Genomic DNA, 18,044 nt, shown 5'->3' on the forward strand with positions numbered 1-18,044 from the left:
TCCGCGCGTGCTCGGGGCGTGCCCGCCTTATGACGTCGGCATGCGCTCGAGCGGCGGCACGCGCCAGCGGCGTTCGATCAGCGCGGCGTCGGGCAGATAGGCGCGCAACGCCAGCCGCATGGGGCCCTTGGGCGCGGGCAGCCAGTTGGCGGCGAGCGGCCCTTGCGGCTTGTCGTGCTGGATCAGGATGTCGATGCTGCCATCGGGGTTGCGCACCAGACCGGGCGTGCGATCGCCGATCGAATAGCGATCGATCGGGTTTTCGACCAGGAAGTAACGCCCGTCGGGCTGCGGATCATACATCGTCAGCGACCAGAAGCCGTGAACCGGCACGCCGCCGGGCGGGACGCGCCAGCGATAGGAATGCTCCCCTGTCAGCCGCGCGCCGCCTTTTTCGAAATTGGCGTGAAAATACATCGCCTCTTTCTCACCCAGCGCGGCAATGCCGCCGAGCGCGATCATCGCGCGCAGATGGTCGTTGGTGCCGAACTCTCCGACCCCGCGCGGCTGGTAGCTCCAGCCGTCCGAAACCAGATCGCGGAACAGGAAGCCCTCACGCAAGTCGGCGATTCCAGTGGGGAGGTAGTCGCCCCAGCGCTTGAGCAATGGGGGCGAGGGCGGCGCATCCGCGCCGATGCCGAGCGGGTGAAAACGGGCGGCGCGCGCCAATTGTCCCTTGCCGCCGGGGGACCGTCGCAGCATTTCGTTGACGACGGCCAGAAACACGGCCGGATCCTGCGGCACCGTCGTTGCCGCGGTGACGAAACCCCGCGCGGGCGGGCGGCCCGGCGGCACGATCACCTTGATCTGCGCCTGGATCGCCATCGCCGCCGCCAGGTCGGCAGGGCCGTCGACGAGCACGCGCGCCAGCATCCAGACGTCATTGCCGATGGATCGGAACAGTGTGACTCCGCTTGGGGTGCGGCCCGCCCATTGCGGTCCGGCGATCCAGAAACGCCCGCCGCGTCCGTCCGTCGCGCGGGTACCGACATAGGCGAAATTGTCGGTCAGCAGGTCCATGAACGCGCACGAGAAATAACGGTCGCGCACGTCCGGCACCTGCACTTCGACCGGCCCCGACGACAGGTCGAGAAACGCGGAGGAATAGATCGTGTCGTTGTTCGGCGCGGTGACGTTCCGCGAGCTGGCGTCGGCCAGTTGCGCACGCTGCTTCAAGACGTTGATCAGCCCCGGCGCGCCGACGGATTGGGTAATCGTCTGCTCGCTGCGCGCGAATTCGTAGAGCGGATAGGCGAAATAGAAAGCGGCGCGCAGGTCGGCGTCGCCGTCGGCGGCGAGCAGCCGGCCGCCGACCCCGACCAGCGGTAGCGTCGCCGCGGCGCGCAGCATCGTCCGCCGCCCGATAGGATTGTCGATCATCGCCTCTCTCCTCTTAGCCGACCAGCCGGTCGCGGTTTTCCCAGAACGGCTTGCGGATCTCGCGCCGCAATATCTTGCCCGCCGCGTTGCGCGCGATCGTGTCGGTAAAGCGGATGGTCTTCGGGCATTTGTAGGCGGCGATCCGGGTGCGGCAGAAATCGAGGATCGCCTGGGCGTCCTCGGGCGCGTCGGCGGAAGGGACGACCAGCGCCAGGACCGCCTCGCCCCAACGGTCGTCAGGCACGCCGATCACCGCCGCGTCCGCTACCCCGCCATGTTCGAGCAAGGCATTCTCGACCTCGACCGGGTAGATATTCTCGCCGCCGGAAACGATCATGTCCTTCACCCGGTCACGGATGAACAGATAACCTTCCGCATCGAGATAGCCGGCGTCGCCGGTGTAGAGCCAGCCGTCGCGGATCGTCGCGGCGGTTGCGGCGGCGTCGGAAGCATAACCCGCCATGGTGATCGCCCCAGAGACGATGATCTCGCCCGTTTCCCCGGGCGGCACGTCGCGCCCGTCGCCGTCCACCACCCGGATCGCGATGTCGCCGGCGGCCTGCCCGCACGACAGCAACAATGTTCGGCCGGGCGCGTGGTCGTCCGGCGTCAGGATAGTGATCGGCCCTGTCGTCTCGGTCAGGCCGTAGCATTGCACGAAGCGGCAGCCGATCCGCGCCGTCGCTTCGCGCAGCACTGTCTCCGCAATCGGTGCGCCGCCATAGACGATGACGCCCAGCGCGGAGAGGTCGGCGTCGGCGAAGGACGGCGCAGCCAGGCACGCCTGGATCATCGCGGGGGCGAGCGTGGTGTAGCTGACCCTCTCGCGGGCCATTACCTCCACCGCCTCGTCGGCGGCGAAGGCGGCGCTCACCACCAGTCGTGCACCGGACTGCGCCATCCGCAGGACGGGACCGATGCCGGTGATGTGGAACATCGGTGCGGGTGCGTAGATCACGTCGCCGGGAGCGAGGTCGAGCGGCGGCCGGCTGAAGATCGCGACCGAGGCGACGACATTGGCGTTGGTCAGCATCACGCCTTTGGGGAGCCCGGTCGTGCCGCTGGTATACATTTGCAGCGCAACGTCGGCGGCGGTGCCGGATCGCGGTACCGGAACGTTTGACTGCCCATCGCGCCATGCCGCGAATTCACGGTCGATGACCATGATCGGGATCCGGCAATCGGCACAGGCCAGTTCGGCCGCCGGCAGGAACGCCTCGTCCACGAACAGCCGCGTCGCGCCCGAATGGTTCAGGATATAGGCGATCTCGGCCGGGACCAGCCGCCAGTTGACCGGCAGCACGACCTGACGCGCGCGCAGGATGCCGAACATCAGTTCGACCTGCTCGTTCGAATTGCGGCCGAGGATAGCAATGCGATCGCCGGCCTTGCCTTCTGCGAGCAGCCCGTTGGCGATGCGGTGGACGCGTGCGTCCAGCGTAGCGAAATCGATCGCCTCTCGCTTCATCCCCAATGCCGCTTCCTCCGGATATTCGGCGGCGGTATCGCGCAGCATGTCGTCGATGGCGGATGTGGAAACGGTCACGGAATCACCCGGTCGTCGTGGATGAAATCGATGTCGGGATTCTCGCCCAGGAACATCGAAACCGTGTCGTGGAAGGGAAACTTCCCGCCCCAGGACGGTGCGGTGAAACGCGGTTCGGGGGTCAGAAATGCCGCGTGCCATGCGGCGTAATCGTCGAACCACAACTCCATGACACGCGGATAGTCGGCGCGCTCCGCCACCGCCCTGTACAGTCCGAACCGCTTCAGCCCGGGCAGGGCGGCGACCTCCTTGGCGTGAACGCCATCGAACCACGTGTCGGCATCGGTCTGCGTCACTCCGGCCGGTGGGCGCAGGAAGACGATCCAGCGCAGATAGGGAAGCTCCTTGGGCGGGGTCGGCTTCGAAACGTACAGCACGTCCGGATTGACCGGTATCGTTGCGGTGGTGGTGCGGAACAGCGTGTTGCCGCGCCAGCCGCCCGGCGGCGGCGTGAAGCTCTGGAGGTCGCCGCCGTAAAGCGGGTTCTTCCGGCTCTCCCGGAAATCCTCGATCGCGTCGAAGTGGATCTCGGTCATCCGGCCATAGGCGACGCGATAGCGCTGAACCGCATCGGCCGGCGGCAGATAGGCGCGGAACGACAGGTAGTCGCGCTGCCACGCCTGATAGGCGCGCCGCACCTGTGGTGCATGGAAGGTCATATACCAGCGATCGAGCGCCAGCTGGTCGGCACCAGGCAGCAACTCGATCAAGATGTAGTGCTTGATCGCGCCGGCGGCGAAGGCGGGCGCGGCCCATAGCATCGCCGCAGCGCCCGCCGCGCCTGTCATCAGGGTGCGGCGGGTGACGCCGTAATCGGTCATGCCGTCTTCTCCTGGGGCAGGGCCAGCGCGACCAGGCGGTGCGGCGCCTTGTTGAAGCCCATGCCGCACACGATGAACTGTCGCCCGCCGGCCATGTAGGTCATCGGCGGGCCGTGGGTGTGGTCGGGCAGTGCGATCTCCGCGACGACGGCGCCCGTCGCCTTGTCCCAGGCGCGCAGAACCTTTTGCGCGACGCCCGGTCGGTGCGGTCCTTCGCCGAGGAACAGCAGCGTCTTCGTGAGCAACGGTCCGGTGCGGGCGGTGTGCCCGATCCAGCCGGGATTGTAGGGCTTGAATTGCGGCGCGTCCTTCGCCCCCGGTCCGCTGGCGTGGGTCCAGGCGATCGTGCCCTTGTTCAGGTCGATCGCGGTGATGCGGCCATAAGGCGGCTTGAGCAGCGGCAGCCCCCGCGGGCCGCGCACGATGGCGGCCTGCCCGGCGATCTCGCTCTCGCCGTCGGCGGCGTCGGTGCGCTTGCCGTTCTGGTCGAGCGCCATCGCCACCGCCGCGGTGATCGAGGGAACGTAAAGCATCCCCGTCTCCGGATCCGCCGCCGCGCCCCACCAATTGGCGCCGCCGACCCAGCTGGGCAGCACGATCGTCGGCCGGGTGCCGAGCGGGGTGAAGACGGGGCCATGTTCGTATCCCGCCAGGATCGCACGCGCCTCAGCCTTCAGTTCCGGCGTGAAGTCGATGAGATCGTCGTCGGCCACGCCCTGCCGCTCGAACGCGGGCGGTTTCGTCGGCACCGGCTGCGTCCTCGCACTATGCTCTGCGGCGATCGTCGATTGCGGGACCGGGCGCTCTTCGATCGGCCAGACCGGCCGTCCCGTGCGCCGGTCGAACACGAAGCAAAAGCCCTGTTTCGTGACCTGCGCGATCGCCGGGATGCGGCGGCCGTCGACGGTCACGTCGATCAGGTTGCCCGCGCAGGGCAGATCATAGTCCCACACGTCGTGATGGACGATCTGGAAATGCCAGCGCCGCTTGCCGGTCACGACGTCGACCGCGATCAGGCTGTTGCCGTACAGATTGTCGCCCGGCCGGTCGCCGCCGAAGAAATTGTTGGTCGGGCAACTGCCCGGCACATAGACCAGGCCGAGCTCGTCGTCCGCGCTCATCGGCGCCCATGCATTACCGTTGCCGGTGCGCGCCAGCGATCCCGGCGCCCAGCTTTGCGATCCCGGTTCGCCTTCGCGCGGGATCGGTCGGAAGGTCCATTTGTGCCGCCCGGTCGCGGCATCGAAACCCATGATCGTACCACCCGGCATCGGGGTGCGGTCGGGGCGGTCGTTGATATATTGTCCGACGATCACCGTGTCGCGGCACACCACCGGCGGCGAGGTGACGCCGATCAGTCCGGCGGGCTCGCCGGCCCGGCTCTCCCCGGCGGCGGCGCGCAGATCGGCCGCGCCGCCGTCGCCGAAGCCGGGCACGGGCCGTCCGGTCGCCGCATCGAGCGCGATCAGACGGTTGTCGCCGGTGCCGATCAGGACGCGCTTGTTCCAATAGGCGACGCCGCGGTGCAGGAAACCCTTGCTGGTCGGATAGCCCTGTTTCCAGCTGCCGGGGTCATAGACCCACAATGTCTTGCCGGTGATCGGGTCGATCGCCGCCACTTGCGACATGGCGGTCGACGTGAACAACCGCCCGTCGACCATGATCGGCGTCGCCTGAAATTCGCCGGGGCGCAGGTCGGGACGATCGGCCAGGATCGCCGCGTCGGGCGACGTCCATTCCCACGCAATCTCGAGCGCCGCGACGTTCGCAGCGTTGATCTGGTCGAGCGGAGAATATTTGGTCGCGGCGTTGGTCGCGCCATAGACCGGCCATTCGTGTGCCCTGCGCTTTGCCGGCGCCGCGTCGGCCGGCCCTGGATCGAACGCGGCCGCCGCCAGCAGCGCCGTGCCGGTCGCAAGGACCTCCCGGCGGTTGGCCTCAGGACCGGACATGGCGCTTGAAGAACGTCCAGGCGGCGTCCGTCGCGTCGATCGCGTCATAAGGCGTCATTTCCAATATCCGGCTGGCGCCGGCCGGCGCCTTCGCGCCGGGCCAGGTGTGGGTGGCGGAGGCGAGGCGATAGAACAGCACTTCCGATCCGGCCGAGCATGAGGACCAGTCCTGGGTCTGCACCTCGCCGGCTGGAGACGTCTTTGACGGAGTCGCGCAGCCATCGGCTTTCACCCAGAATGCGACGGTCTTTTCCACCGCCTGGAAATCGCGGCTCTGGGCGCTGGCGACGAAGCCGACCGGGCTGGGCCCGCCGGCGTAGGGGACGATCTGGTCCTTCACGCCGTGCATGATCAGTACCGGCACTGGACCCGCGGGGGCGGCTTCGTCGCCGAACATCGCGCCCGCCACCACCGCCGCCGCCGCGATCTTGCCGGACAGCGCGATCGCGACCTTGTGCGTCAACATGCCGCCGTTCGACATTCCGGTCACATAGACGCGCTTCGGATCTGCAACACCGCTGCGCACCAGTTCGTCGATCAGCGCGCCGATAAAGCCGACATCGTCACTCTTCGTCGCCATCGCCTGGCCGCAGCAACCGCCGGCATTCCATGTCGCCATCCGCCCGTCGCGGCCGACGCCATCGGGGAAGGCGACGACGATGCCTTCCGCCTGCGCCTTGTCGGCCCAGCGCGGCACCATCGTCTTGCCGTTGCCGCCGCCGCCGTGCAGCGCGATCACCAGCGGCGCCGGCGCCTTGTCACGCCGCGCATCGAGCAAAAGATAATCGCGCGTCGCCGCTCCCGTCGCCAGCGTTCGCCGATCGACGCCGGTCGGCAGCGACGTGTTGTCGGACGCCGCCATCCGGGCGCGTAACCGCTCGCGCAACCCGGCCCGGTCCATCTGGGCGGTGATCGGAGATCCGGTGACGACAATCGCCGTCGCCAGCAGGACATGAAGGGTCCGCATCGCGTGTTTCCTTACCATTCGAAGGATAGGGTCGCGCCGTAGGTGCGCGGCGTGTTGTAGTAATCGTTCCCGCCGACCGAGACGATGTAATAGAGGTCGTTGGTCACGTTCTTGATCGACCCGAGCAACTTCCAGTTGCGCCCGCGCACGCCCGCCGACAGGTCGAGGATCGAGTAGTTCTGGCTCTTGCGCGTCAGCGTCGCGTCGTCCCAGCCGCCCGCCGCGGTCTGGTAGCTGGCGGTCAGCATCAGGTCGATGCCGCGCACCAGAGGATGGTCGTACATCCCGTTGATGTTGACGATATAATCGCGTGTGCGCGGCGTCCGTTTGCCCGACAGGTCGAGCACCGCGCCGTTGGACAGGATCGACGACCCGTCGGTCCAGGTTCCGTGGCTGCCCGAAACGTTGGCGCTCGCCGACAGCCGGCCACCGCCCAGCGGTACGGTGCCGGACAGCTCGAACTCGGCGCCGTAGATGCGGTTGCCGCCGACATTCTCCAGCGTGAAGGCGGGATTGGTGGTCGATAGCGTGGTTGTCTGCTGCACGTTGCGCGTCCAGCTCATGTAGAACGCCAGCTGCGAGCGGAAGCGGGCGGCGCCGACGCGAAAGCTGCCCTTGGCGCCGATTTCGCCGGAGGTGACGTCTTCGGGGTCGTACGGCACGCGGTCGAAAAATCCGGTCGCCGGCGATTGATTGAACCCGCCGGCGCGATAACCGGTGGCCAGCCGGCCGTATAAAGTCAGGCGGTCGCTCGCCTTCCAGGTGAGCGATCCGGTGGGCAGGAAACGGCTCCAGTTACGCGAGAACCGGGTCAGCGGGATCGTTTCGTTGGTGGTCGCGTCGAGGTCGATCTGCTGGAAGGCGAATTGCTTGCTGTCGATTTGGTAGCGCGATTCGAGCGACACGGTGAGTGTCGGAGCCAGCTCGAAGCCCACCTGGCCATAAGCGGAATAGGACGAGACGTTTTCGGTCGATTCCTGCCGCCGCAACTGCCGCCGCAACGATATGACGGTCGCGCCGCTGCCGGTCACGCTGCCGGTGCGGTTCGAGTAGACGCGCGACACGAAGGTCAGGAAATCGACGCCGCCCAGCCAGGTGATTGGCCCGTCGCCTTTCGAGCCCCAGCGCGCCTCCGCGCCATAGCGCTCGAACTTCTCTCCTTGCGCGTCGAGCAACAGCACGTTGGGCAGGCGGATGCCAAGATAATGGTCGAAATCCGCCGGGCTGCGCGCGCCGTCGCGGCCCTTGTAATCGGCAAGCACGGTCAATTCCGACGTGCCGAAATCGTGGCGAAACTCGCCGATCGCCTGAGTCTGATCGATCGCGACGCGATCGATCGCATCAAGCCCGGTGCGCACGAAAATGTCAGGATCGAGCGTGCGGTTGCGCCCCAGCGACGTGAAGCCGGGAGCTTCCGATCGGGAATGTTCGATCGTCAGCGTGGCGCTCGTATCGGTGCCGATCCCGGCGCCGATCGCGCCGCGCACGCCCCAGTCGAGCGTATTGTCGATCACGCGGCCGGTGACCTGGTCGATGTAGAACCCGCCGCTCTGCTTCGAATAGAAGCCGCCGGCGCGGATCGCGACCGTATCGGTCAGCGGCACGTTGACGGTTAGCTGCGTGTCGAGCTTGTCGACCGAATCGTAGCCGACTTTCGCACGCAATTCGGTGTCCGCCAGCGGCTGGCGGCTGATGACGTTGACCGCGCCGCCCACTGCGTTGCGGCCGTACAAGGCGCCCTGAGGCCCCCGATACACTTCCACCCGGTCGATGTCGTAAAAGTCGATCTGGCTGTAGCTGCGCCCGCCGAAGCCGCCGCCCGCCACATAGATGCCGTCGCGGTAGATGCCGGTCGAGGATTCGGAAAAGCCGAGCCGCCCGCCGCCCTGGCCCCGCAACGCGATGTCGTTGAGATATTTGGGTCCGGAGCCAACCAGAATCGCGCCCGGCGTCAGCCGCGTATAATCGACCACGTCGCGAACCGCGAGGCGTTCCATCTCGGCACTGTCGAGCACGCTGACCGATGCCGGCACGTCCTCGATCGACTCGGAACGGCGACGGGCCTGAACGAGAATGTCGTCCGATGGGTTGGTGGCGACTGTCTCAGGAGCCGACTGCGCCCGCTCCTGTGCCAGGACTGGCGATGACAATAACATGCCTGTCAGCACGCCGATCCGCGTCATGCCGCGTCGTTCCAGACCCATATATCCCCTCCATAGATGCTGGAGGCGCCGACATCGGACGCCCCTCTGTTACTCGCCGGTAACATGTAGTATCTGCGAAGTAAACACATGATCCTCTCGAGTACGCAGGATTTGCATTCTCCGCCGTCTTGGGCGAGCAACGCGCATGGAACCGAGCTATTCCGAGATGATGGACGCCCATCGCGAGCGCCGGCGTGAGCACCTTTTGCTGGCGGCGGCCGACGTGATGGACGCGCGCGGCTTGCGCCAGGCCACGATGGACCAGATCGCCGAGGGCGCTGGCGTGTCGAAGATCGTGTTGTATCGCTATTTCAAATCGAAGGACGCGTTGGTTCACGCGGTGCTCGACGATATCGTCGACGGCATCCTCGATGCCGACTCGGCCGAACCCGGGATGTGGTGGGCCGCTCGGATGCGGTTGACCTTGAAGGTCGCGCGGACGCGCGGGTCCGCGATGCGCCTGCTCATACGCCATGCCGCACACGACCCGGTGTTCGGCGTGCATTTCGAGCGGCTGACGGCGGCACTGATCGCGCGGATCGAGGAACGCCAAGTCGAGATTCTTGGTCCCGGCGATATGGTCGCAGGCAAGATCGGGGTACTCGACGCGTCCATCGCGGCATTCATGCTCGACGCCTATGTGCGCTGGATCGACAGCGGCAGGCCGGAGGAGGATGAACGCTTCCTGGAATGGCTCGGGAAATCCGTGCGCGCGATGGTCTATTACTGGCGCGGGTTGACGCCTTGAAAATTGTGCTCGTCCATCAGGCGTGTCGGCATTTCGGTTAGCGACGAAATATTCGGTTAGCGACGAAATATCCTCGTCGCGTTGGTGTTATGCACAGGCGAAGATCCCAAACCCATCACAACTCTACGCACACGACCCGTCGATGCCCCGACCTCACATGGGCATGAAATATCGCCGCAAGCGTTCCCGGTCATGGACGATCCATTGGCCACTGACCTTGTCGATCAAGCCCAGACCGCGAAGCTCGACGAGTTCGCGATGGACGCTCTGGCGTGTCACGTCGAACAGGGTCGCGATGTCCTGCTGCGTGATCGGGAAGCCGATCGTCACGTCGTTGCCTCGCGTTGCGGCGGCGCAATCCGTCGCGAAGTTGAAGAACATCATTGCGATACGCTGGCCCAACTTCATCGTCGCGCGAGCCTCGCGGCTGGAAATCTGGCGGGTGATCGCACCGGCAAACTTGCGGCAAAGCGCTTCGGGGATGGCGGGATATCGATGGTAGAGGTCCCAGAAGTCTTCCGCCTCGAGTACGCGCAGACGGCAATCGACAAGAGCCGACGAGCTATGGTTGTAGGGGCGATGCGCGACGAGTGCCGTTTCCGCATAGCAATTGCCGGAAATGTAGATGGTGATCAGTGCCTCGCTGCCATCGACGTGCAAGCGAGACAGCCGAACATAGCCGGTCTCCACCTGAAACATGCGGTTGCACGGGTCGCCGGCGCGCGCGATCGGGGCGCCGGCCGGGACATCGAGCCGGTGCATCCGCGCGGTTATGGCGTCGTGCACTTCGACCGGCATTGCTCCGATCCAGTTCTCGCGGGTCAGGACGCTAAAAGCCGCCGCCTGATCCATCAGCAGCCTCCGAGTTTTATTTTCTGAAATGTAACATTCGCGACATCGGTTTTGCCAGCGGCCGTTGCATGACACCTCCTACACGACCGAACGGCAGCGTTTCGATCGTGCCATAGAAAGCGACTGCAATCAAAGTCGTGACATAGGGGAGGCCCGGGATATGCTTGCTTTCAGGCAGCTGTTGTTGTGCGGTATTGCTTCTATCGGGGTCGCGTACCCCAGCGCTCTATTCGCGCAAAGTTCGGGCAATACTGCCGACACTACAGAAAAGAGCGCGGAATCTAGTTCCACTGCGGCTAGTGAAGGCGATGGCCAGATCGTGGATATCGTCGTCACGGCGCGCCGCCGCTCGGAATCACTCCAGCGCACACCGGTGACTGTCACCGCGTTCGATGGCGCGGTCCTCAAGGAAAAGGGCATCACCGACTTCACCCGGCTGGCCCAGGCAACGCCCGGCATCAACTTTGACGCGTTCCCCAAGGCCGCGCCGCGTCCCTTCTTCCGGGGCGTCGGAAGCAGCAACCAGGGAGCGGGGGGCGATCCGTCGTCGGTCGCATTTCTCGACGGCGTCTATCTGGCCCGCGCCGCGATGCTGGGGATCGATTTCTACGACATGGAGCGCATCGAGGTCCTCAAGGGTCCGCAGGGAACGCTCTGGGGCAAGAACGTGGTCGCGGGGTCGGTGAACTTCATCACCGCCAAGCCAACCGACAAGGGCGAGGCGAGCGCGCAGCTCACCTTTGGCGAATATGGCCAGCGCAACGGCAACCTGATGCTCAATGCGCCCATTGCCGATGGGGTCGCTACCCGCATCGTGCTCGGCGCCGTGACCAATGACGGCTTCCGCCGAACCCTGACCGGAAAGCCGCTCGACGACGAGAACAAGGTGAGCGGGCGGATTGCGCTGCGCGCCGATCTCGGCGCATCGACGAAGTTGCTGGTGTCGGCGGACGTTGCGGACCAGGACCTGGGCGAGAATTCGCGTTACAACGTGATCGTCAATCCGTTCACCCCGGGCGTCGGCTATGCGGACTACGAGCACCCGCGCTACGCCAATCCCGATCGCCCCGGCTTTACCAAATCGCGGACCGGCGGCGCGAGGGCGGAGTTGACGACCGATGCTTTAGGCTTTGCCACTTGGACGACCGTCGCGGCGTGGCGGACGCTGAACTACGATTTCAACAGCGACCTGGACGGTACCGACCCGGCGACCAATGCACGAAACGGACTGCCGGTGACGGGTATCCAGACACTGGCTCGAGAGAAGGCCAATTCCTATTCGGTCGAGACGCGATTGACGTCGAACGACAGCGGTCCGTTCAGCTGGGTCGCGGGTCTCTATTACAATCGCGACAAGATCCACCGCGAGCGCGAGACGCAGCAATCGGCGACGCCGACCACGATCAACCGCTTCTTCGGCGATTCGACCAACGACAGCTACGCCGTGTTCGGAGAGGGGCAATACAAATTCGATTTTGGCCTGAGGCTGTTTGCCGGCGGGCGCTATACCAAGGAGAAGAAGAGCTACGCGGCGCGGCGGCTGACCGGAGCCTTAGCGTCTCCCACCGTCAGCTACGACACGGCAAGCAATCCCGGCATATTCGACAAGGGGCTCGCTACTTACCGGGTCGGTGCAGACTTCCAGCTCAGCAAGAACATCTTCGCGTTCGGAACGGTTTCGACCGGCTTCAAGTCGGGCGCGTTTCAGGAGCAGCCGACCAGCGCGGCACTGGCCCGCAGTCCGACCGCGCCCGAAAGGGTCACCAACTACGAGATCGGCCTGAAAACCGACTGGCTCGACCGACGCCTGCGCGTGAACGTTTCCGCGTTCTGGATGGATTATCGCGACTTTCAGACGATCAAGGTGGTTCCCGATGCGAGCCAGGGGCCGGTGGGCACCCGCGTGACCATCGATACCGCCGACGCGACGATCAAGGGCGTCGAGACCGAGTTCGTCGTCGCACCGGTAAAGTGGTTCGATGCGACGGTGCGCTATACGTACCTGCACCCGTTCTTCACACGGTTCATCCAGACATCGGCGTTCCTCGCCGACGGCTCTCCGGTCTTCAAGGATGGAGCCGGCAACCGGCTCAGCCGAACCCCCGAGCACGCGGTAGTCGCCGACCTCGGCGTGCAATCGGCTCGCGACGCGAGCTGGGGCTGGCTTCGAGCAGCGGTCACGATGGATTATCAAAGCGACGCTTTCGAGAACAATATCAACGATTACAAGGAGTATCGCCGCGCCAGGACGCTCTGGGACGCGAGTCTCACCTACAATATCAACGAGCGCTTCTCGGCCCAGGCCTGGGTGCACAACCTGACCAATGTCACCTATCGCATCTGGCAGACCAACGGCGGTTTCTATCAGTTCGTCCAATATGGCGCGCCGCGGCAATATGGTCTGACGCTGAGCGCGAAATTCTGACCGCGGGCCACCAACGGGAAATTAGACGATGCTGATGTGGCTGGGTTACCTGATGGTCGCGACGTTCATGATTCTGATCATGACGAAGCGGCTGTCGGCGCTCGTCGCGCTTATTCTGGTCCCGCTCGTCTTCGGCGTGCTTGCCGGACACGGTCCCGATCTCGGCACGATGGCGCTGGATGGCCTGGGCAAGCTCGCGCCCACCGCGACCTTGCTTCTGTTCGCCGTCCTGTTTTTCGCGGTGATGATCGACGCTGGCCTGTTCGAGCCCCTGGTCGACCGTGTGCTACGGTTCGCTGGCGATGATCCGATGCGGGTCGCGCTCGGCACTGCGGCAATGGCGACGATCGTGTCGCTCGACGGCGACGGCGCCACCACCGCGCTCATCACCATAACCGCGTTGCTTCCCGTTTACCGGCGGCTTGGCATGAATCCGCTGGTCCTCGCGGTCATCCTTGCGTCGGCGAACACGGTGGTCAATCTGATGCCTTGGGGAGGGCCGGTCGGCCGCGTCGCGGCGTCGCTGCGGCTCGATCCGGCCGCCGTGTTCGTGCCTCTGTTGCCGACCATCGCCGCGGGTCTCGCCGGCACGTTCTTCATCGCCTGGTCGCTCGGCCGTTCGGAACGCAAACGCCTCGCGGCAACGTCCGGGGAGGTCATAGCTTGCGAATCCGGCATGGGTGCGACGAAGCCAGTCGATTCATCGATAAGGCGACCGCGCCTCCTGCCGTTCAACCTGGCCCTGACCCTTTCGGTCCTCGTGCTAGCGGTAATTCATCTTGTGCCTTTGCCGCTGCTGTTCATGGTGGCGCTCGCGGTCGCGCTCGCCGTCAACTATCCTTCGCTATCCGATCAGCGCGCGCGGCTCGCGGCGCACGCGGAAAATGCACTGCCGATATCGATCCTGATCCTCGCCGCCGGCGTGTTTACCGGCGTGCTCGCCGGGACCGGCATGATCGACGCGATGGCCAAGGGAGCGATGGCGGTCGTGCCGCCCGGGATAGGACAGGCGCTGGGACCGATCACCGCCTGCCTGGCCGCGCCGCTGACCTTCGTGCTCTCCAACGACGCTTATTATTTCGGCGTGGTGCCGATCATCGCCCAGACTGCCACGCAATATGGCGTTACGCCGGAACAGATCGCGCGGGCCTCCCTGCTCGCCCAGCCGATCCACGCGCTGAGTCCGCTCGTCGCGGCGATCTATCTCGTATCCGGGCTGCTCGGGGTCGAGGTCGGCGCGTTGCAGCGCTTCTCGCTCAAATGGGCCTGCCTGCTCACGCTCATTCTGATCGTCACCGCATGCGTCACTCGCGCGATCATTTGAAGGACGAAGCATGATTCTGGAAGCGGGCTCGACGATTAACGTCATCGTACCGGTCGGAGCGGTCGGCGCCGGCGTGCGCTCATCGGACATGGCGGCGGGAATTGCGATGGGCGCGCACGCAATCGCGTGCGACGCCGGATCCACCGATAGCGGCCCCGCCTATCTCGCCACCGGCAAGTCGAAATATTCGCGCGACGCGGTGAAGGCCGACTTGCGCATCCTGATGGTGACACAGTCGCGGGCCAAGATCCCGCTGCTGATCGGATCGTGCGGTACCAGCGGTTGCGACATGGCGCTGGACTGGATGCTTGAAATCGCGCTGGAGATCGCACGAGAGGAAGATCTCAATCCCAGGATCACGCTGCTCTATTCCGAGCAGGATGCGGCGACGCTCGACCGCTACGTGCAGCGGGGCGCGATCCGACCGCTCGCTCCGGTCATGTCGGTCGACCGCTCGATTTTCGAACGCTGCGACCACATTGTCGCGCTGATGGGTCCCGAGCCCTATGTGGCCGCGTTGCGCGACGGCGCCGACATCGTGCTGGGCGGACGCACGACCGACACGGCGGTCATTGCGGCAGTCCCGCTGATGCTGGGCGCCGGGTCGGGGCCGGCATGGCATGCCGGCAAGACGGCGGAGTGCGGCGGGCAATGCACGGTCTTTTCGCGCGACGGGGGCGTGATGGTTCGCGTCGGGCGGGAGCATTTTGAGATCGAGCCGCTATCGGCCAACAACGCCTGCACCCCGGCGACGGTGTCTGCGCACATGCTTTATGAGAATAGCGACCCGTTTCGGCTGATCGAGCCGGGCGGCATTCTCGATGTGACGAAGTCGCGTTACCGCGCGATCAGCGACCGGGTTGTCCGCGTCCAGGCGTCGGTCTTCGAGCCCGCGCCCTACACGATGAAATTGGAAGGCGCGGCGGGCGGGCCGTTCCAAACCATCATGCTTGTCGGGATCCAGGATCCGAAAGTCCTCGCCGAGATCGATCGATTCACGGCACAGATGCATGAGCATCTGGTCGCTCGCGTCCTCGCCTCGATGGGAGACCGCGCGGGCAAATTCGACATCTCGCTTCGTCCGTACGGGTGGAACGCCATATCCGGAATGCCCGTCGAGACAGGCTCCGCCCCGCCTCGCGAGATCGGCCTGCTGTTCGTCGCGACAGCCGCGACGCAGGAGATCGCCACGCAGATCGCGAAGACCTGCAACCCGGCCTTCTTCCACATGCCGCTCGACCTAGAGCAGGAACTGCCGAGCTACGCTTTTCCCTTCTCTCCATCGGAAATCGAGCGGGGACAGGTCTACGAATTCCTGCTCAACGATATCGTCGAAGTCGCCGATCCGATGGAACTCGTTCGCGTGCGCCATGTCTTCCTGGAGGAGCCCAGCAATGCCCAAGCTAGGTGACGTCTGCCGCCACGTGCGGTCGAAAAATGCAGGGCCATATTGGATTACTGTCGATCTGTTCTTTTCGGATGTCGACGACCTTATGCGGTACGCTGACAGCATCGCGATCGACGACGCCGCGATCGGGCGGATGTTCCAGGTCGATCCCTCGCGCATCAAGCGCTTCGTCGTTCCCGATCTTGCGGTCCTCAAAATATCCTATCCACGCAGCGAGCCGCAGGGCGGTGTGCTCGAACGCGATATGCACGGCGGGCAGCAATATGTCCGCTTGCTCGATCTCGACATCTAGGTCAGCACGGCAGGCCGAGACGCCATTGCGTGCGAGACCAGCGCTGTTCCGGCAGAGTAAGTTGGTGCCGAGTTCAGGCCACAGATTCGCGGACTAGCGGGGCGCGCGAGCGCCGCGACCTTTGCCCGCGTCGGCCCAATCGTGACGGTGTGATCCGCCGTGACGACATCAACAAGGTTAGCGGTTTCGACCGCAAGCTGCCGAGAAGACGCAGCCTTTGGTCGCAGAACACGCCCAGAACCATGATGACCAAGTGACGAACGCTGAACTCAAAAGTCCCCCGACGCCGATGTTCGATCGCTTTGACACCAAACCGGCCAGCTGGCGAAGCGACGAAAAGTCACGGGTGTCGGCCGTCGCGCCTATGCCACGATCGCGCTTCCGCCGGATCAGGCGGCGCTGTCCGCGCGCCCACCATCGGCCGAAAAGCGGCGGTACCGGGGTTGCTATCCATTTTGGTGCGCTAGGTGAAATCGCCATTCGAGCCTGAATGGTGCCATCCGCGGACAATAGAGCGCCATAGAGGAGGTCGCTCTAAGACTGTTGATAATAGATATGTCCATTTCGGAGCAAAATTATTGGATTACTCGTATGTTCACTTTCTAATTGCTTGCTCGTCAATGCGATGTCTGTCATCAATTTATCCAGTCAAATCGGGCGAGTCGCTGTAGATTGTGACTATACAATGAAATATTTGTTTCGAGTTGCTTTGCGTTTGCAACGTAAATCGTAATGCTCATCTCGTTGCTGGGCAGGTCCTGCCCTGCGCGTTCCGCGAGCGTGACGAAAAAGTGCTTATCATCTTTGTCGATGGACGGCGCCGGCCGTCCAGCCTGGACGTTCCGTGCGGGGGAAACCGTGCGTCCAGTGTCACCCAGTACCGGCATCACCGGAACAAGGAGAAGGCGAATGACTGGCTTTCCTCAAGGTTATCTAAGCGGTCCACTGCAACAACATTACGGCGGAGCCGGCGCGTCCGGCGCCGACTGCTTGATGTTGACCGCGACCACGCTGTGTACTGTCGGCGCCAATATAGCCACTGCGCAGGGTGGCGTCGGCTGCAAGGACGTGATGTGGACCGCGGGCTGCACCTTCGCCGGTCAGCAGGCTGGCGCAGCGGATTGCGGCAAGGTGCTGACTACCCTGGCCTGCACGCTTGCCGCACCGCAGGGTGCGGCGCTGCTCGCGGCCGGTTGCAAGGACGTCATGTGGACCGCTGGCTGTACCTTTGCGGGCCCGCAGGGCGGAGCCGCGGATTGCGGCAAGGTGTTGACTACGTTGGCGTGTAGCCTCGCGGCTCAGCCCGGAGCCGGGGCGCAGGCTCAGGCTCAGGCGGGCTGCAAGGACGTGATGTGGACGGCGGGCTGCACCTTCGCTGGCCAGGCGGGAGCAGCGCAGGCGCAGGCTGACTGCAAACATGTGATGTGGACGGCTGGCTGCACGTTTGCCGGCGCGCAGCAGGGCGGTGGATACCAAGCCGATTGCGGGAACGTCCTCACCACGCTGGCCTGTACGCTCGATATGCCGGCGGCCGGCGAGGGTGGGCCCATGTGCATCACCCTGCTCACCGCTCACCCGACCTTTTGTTCGCCGGTCACGGCAGGCGAGGCAAAGGCAGACTGCAAGCACGTCATGTGGACCGCGGGCTGCACCTTCGCGGGCCAGCAGGTCGGCGCGGCGGGTTGCGTGCAGATCATGAACACCACCTTTTGCACCGTGGGCATGGATGCCAAGGGCACGGCGGCAGCCGATTGCGGCAACGTCCTCACCACATTGGCCTGCACCCTCGCCGCCGAACAGAGCGACAAGCTTGGCGCCGGGGCCGACTGCAAGGACGTGCTGTGGACCGCCGGCTGCACCTTCGGTGCCGCGGAATCGGCTGAGGATTGCGGCAATGTGCTGACTACTTTGGCCTGTACGTTGCTCGCTGTCCCGGAGGAAGGCGAGGCGGGTGCCGCCAATGCTGCGGACTGCAAGCATGTGATGTGGACTGCGGGCTGCACCTTCGCGGCCGTGCCGCAGCGACCGGAAACCCCGCTCGACTGCAAGCATGTGATGTGGACCGCGGGCTGCACTTTCTAGGCAGCTCGTGACGTGGGCCGCCGGGCTCCCCCGTCCGGCGGCC

At 64.9% G+C, this 18,044-nt stretch carries 14 protein-coding genes; 6 read left to right on the forward strand and 8 right to left on the reverse strand.

What is annotated here, in order from left to right:
* Nucleotides 1-27: 27 nt before the first annotated feature.
* From Q0L25_RS18605 to Q0L25_RS18630, 6 genes are read right to left on the reverse strand one after another with little or no spacing between them, the layout of a single operon-like run.
* The gene (locus Q0L25_RS18605; RefSeq protein ID WP_296616874.1) at nucleotides 28-1,380 is read right to left on the reverse strand and encodes a DUF1254 domain-containing protein; all 1,353 of its coding nucleotides are present in this window, start codon (nucleotides 1,378-1,380) and stop codon (nucleotides 28-30) included.
* 13 nt (nucleotides 1,381-1,393) lie between these two features.
* A complete protein-coding gene (locus tag Q0L25_RS18610; RefSeq protein ID WP_296616876.1) occupies nucleotides 1,394-2,926 on the reverse strand; it encodes a long-chain-fatty-acid--CoA ligase in 1,533 nt (510 codons plus the stop codon).
* Nucleotides 2,923-3,747, reverse strand: a complete 825-nt coding sequence (locus Q0L25_RS18615; protein ID WP_296616878.1) for a hypothetical protein — start codon at nucleotides 3,745-3,747, stop codon at nucleotides 2,923-2,925. Before Q0L25_RS18615 ends, Q0L25_RS18610 begins: the two co-directional genes overlap by 4 nt.
* On the reverse strand, nucleotides 3,744-5,699 hold the full coding sequence (locus Q0L25_RS18620) for a PQQ-binding-like beta-propeller repeat protein (protein ID WP_296616880.1): 1,956 nt from the start codon (nucleotides 5,697-5,699) through the stop codon (nucleotides 3,744-3,746). The genes Q0L25_RS18615 and Q0L25_RS18620 overlap by 4 nt, the downstream gene beginning before the upstream one ends.
* Nucleotides 5,686-6,666, reverse strand: coding sequence for a PHB depolymerase family esterase (locus Q0L25_RS18625; RefSeq protein ID WP_296616881.1), 981 nt, complete (start codon nucleotides 6,664-6,666; stop codon nucleotides 5,686-5,688). Before Q0L25_RS18625 ends, Q0L25_RS18620 begins: the two co-directional genes overlap by 14 nt.
* A gap of 11 nt (nucleotides 6,667-6,677) precedes the next feature.
* On the reverse strand, nucleotides 6,678-8,870 hold the full coding sequence (locus Q0L25_RS18630) for a TonB-dependent receptor (RefSeq protein WP_296616883.1): 2,193 nt from the start codon (nucleotides 8,868-8,870) through the stop codon (nucleotides 6,678-6,680).
* 145 nt (nucleotides 8,871-9,015) lie between these two features.
* On the opposite strand from Q0L25_RS18630, the gene Q0L25_RS18635 reads away from it, so the two are divergent.
* A complete protein-coding gene (locus tag Q0L25_RS18635) occupies nucleotides 9,016-9,618 on the forward strand; it encodes a TetR/AcrR family transcriptional regulator (protein ID WP_296616885.1) in 603 nt (200 codons plus the stop codon).
* A gap of 153 nt (nucleotides 9,619-9,771) precedes the next feature.
* Here the strand turns inward: Q0L25_RS18635 and Q0L25_RS18640 are convergent, their stop codons facing one another.
* The gene (locus tag Q0L25_RS18640) at nucleotides 9,772-10,470 is read right to left on the reverse strand and encodes a Crp/Fnr family transcriptional regulator (RefSeq protein ID WP_296616886.1); all 699 of its coding nucleotides are present in this window, start codon (nucleotides 10,468-10,470) and stop codon (nucleotides 9,772-9,774) included.
* Nucleotides 10,471-10,789: 319 nt separating this feature from the next.
* Between Q0L25_RS18640 and Q0L25_RS18645 the strand changes: the two genes are divergently transcribed.
* Genes Q0L25_RS18645 through Q0L25_RS18660 form a run of 4 tightly spaced genes read left to right on the forward strand, consistent with a single transcriptional unit; the run spans nucleotide 10,790 to nucleotide 15,919 of the window.
* Nucleotides 10,790-12,895, forward strand: a complete 2,106-nt coding sequence (locus Q0L25_RS18645) for a TonB-dependent receptor (RefSeq protein ID WP_296616888.1) — start codon at nucleotides 10,790-10,792, stop codon at nucleotides 12,893-12,895.
* Between the two features lie 28 nt (nucleotides 12,896-12,923).
* Entirely contained in the window at nucleotides 12,924-14,219 is a 1,296-nt protein-coding gene (locus Q0L25_RS18650) for a citrate:proton symporter (RefSeq protein WP_296616889.1), read from the forward strand.
* 10 nt (nucleotides 14,220-14,229) lie between these two features.
* Nucleotides 14,230-15,630 carry an acyclic terpene utilization AtuA family protein gene (locus Q0L25_RS18655; protein WP_296616891.1) on the forward strand — a complete coding sequence of 467 codons (1,401 nt, stop codon included), beginning with the start codon at nucleotides 14,230-14,232 and terminating at the stop codon, nucleotides 15,628-15,630.
* Entirely contained in the window at nucleotides 15,614-15,919 is a 306-nt protein-coding gene (locus Q0L25_RS18660; RefSeq protein ID WP_296616893.1) for a DUF4387 domain-containing protein, read from the forward strand. Before Q0L25_RS18655 ends, Q0L25_RS18660 begins: the two co-directional genes overlap by 17 nt.
* A gap of 635 nt (nucleotides 15,920-16,554) precedes the next feature.
* Here Q0L25_RS18660 and Q0L25_RS18665 read toward each other — a convergent pair.
* On the reverse strand, nucleotides 16,555-16,809 hold the full coding sequence (locus tag Q0L25_RS18665; protein ID WP_296616894.1) for a hypothetical protein: 255 nt from the start codon (nucleotides 16,807-16,809) through the stop codon (nucleotides 16,555-16,557).
* Nucleotides 16,810-16,828: 19 nt separating this feature from the next.
* Here Q0L25_RS18665 and Q0L25_RS18670 point away from each other — a divergent pair, with 19 nt between their 5' ends.
* The gene (locus tag Q0L25_RS18670; RefSeq protein WP_296616896.1) at nucleotides 16,829-18,001 is read left to right on the forward strand and encodes a hypothetical protein; all 1,173 of its coding nucleotides are present in this window, start codon (nucleotides 16,829-16,831) and stop codon (nucleotides 17,999-18,001) included.
* Nucleotides 18,002-18,044: the final 43 nt, after the last annotated feature.

Source organism: Sphingomonas sp., assembly GCF_024508665.1.
Lineage (GTDB): Bacteria > Pseudomonadota > Alphaproteobacteria > Sphingomonadales > Sphingomonadaceae > Sphingomonas.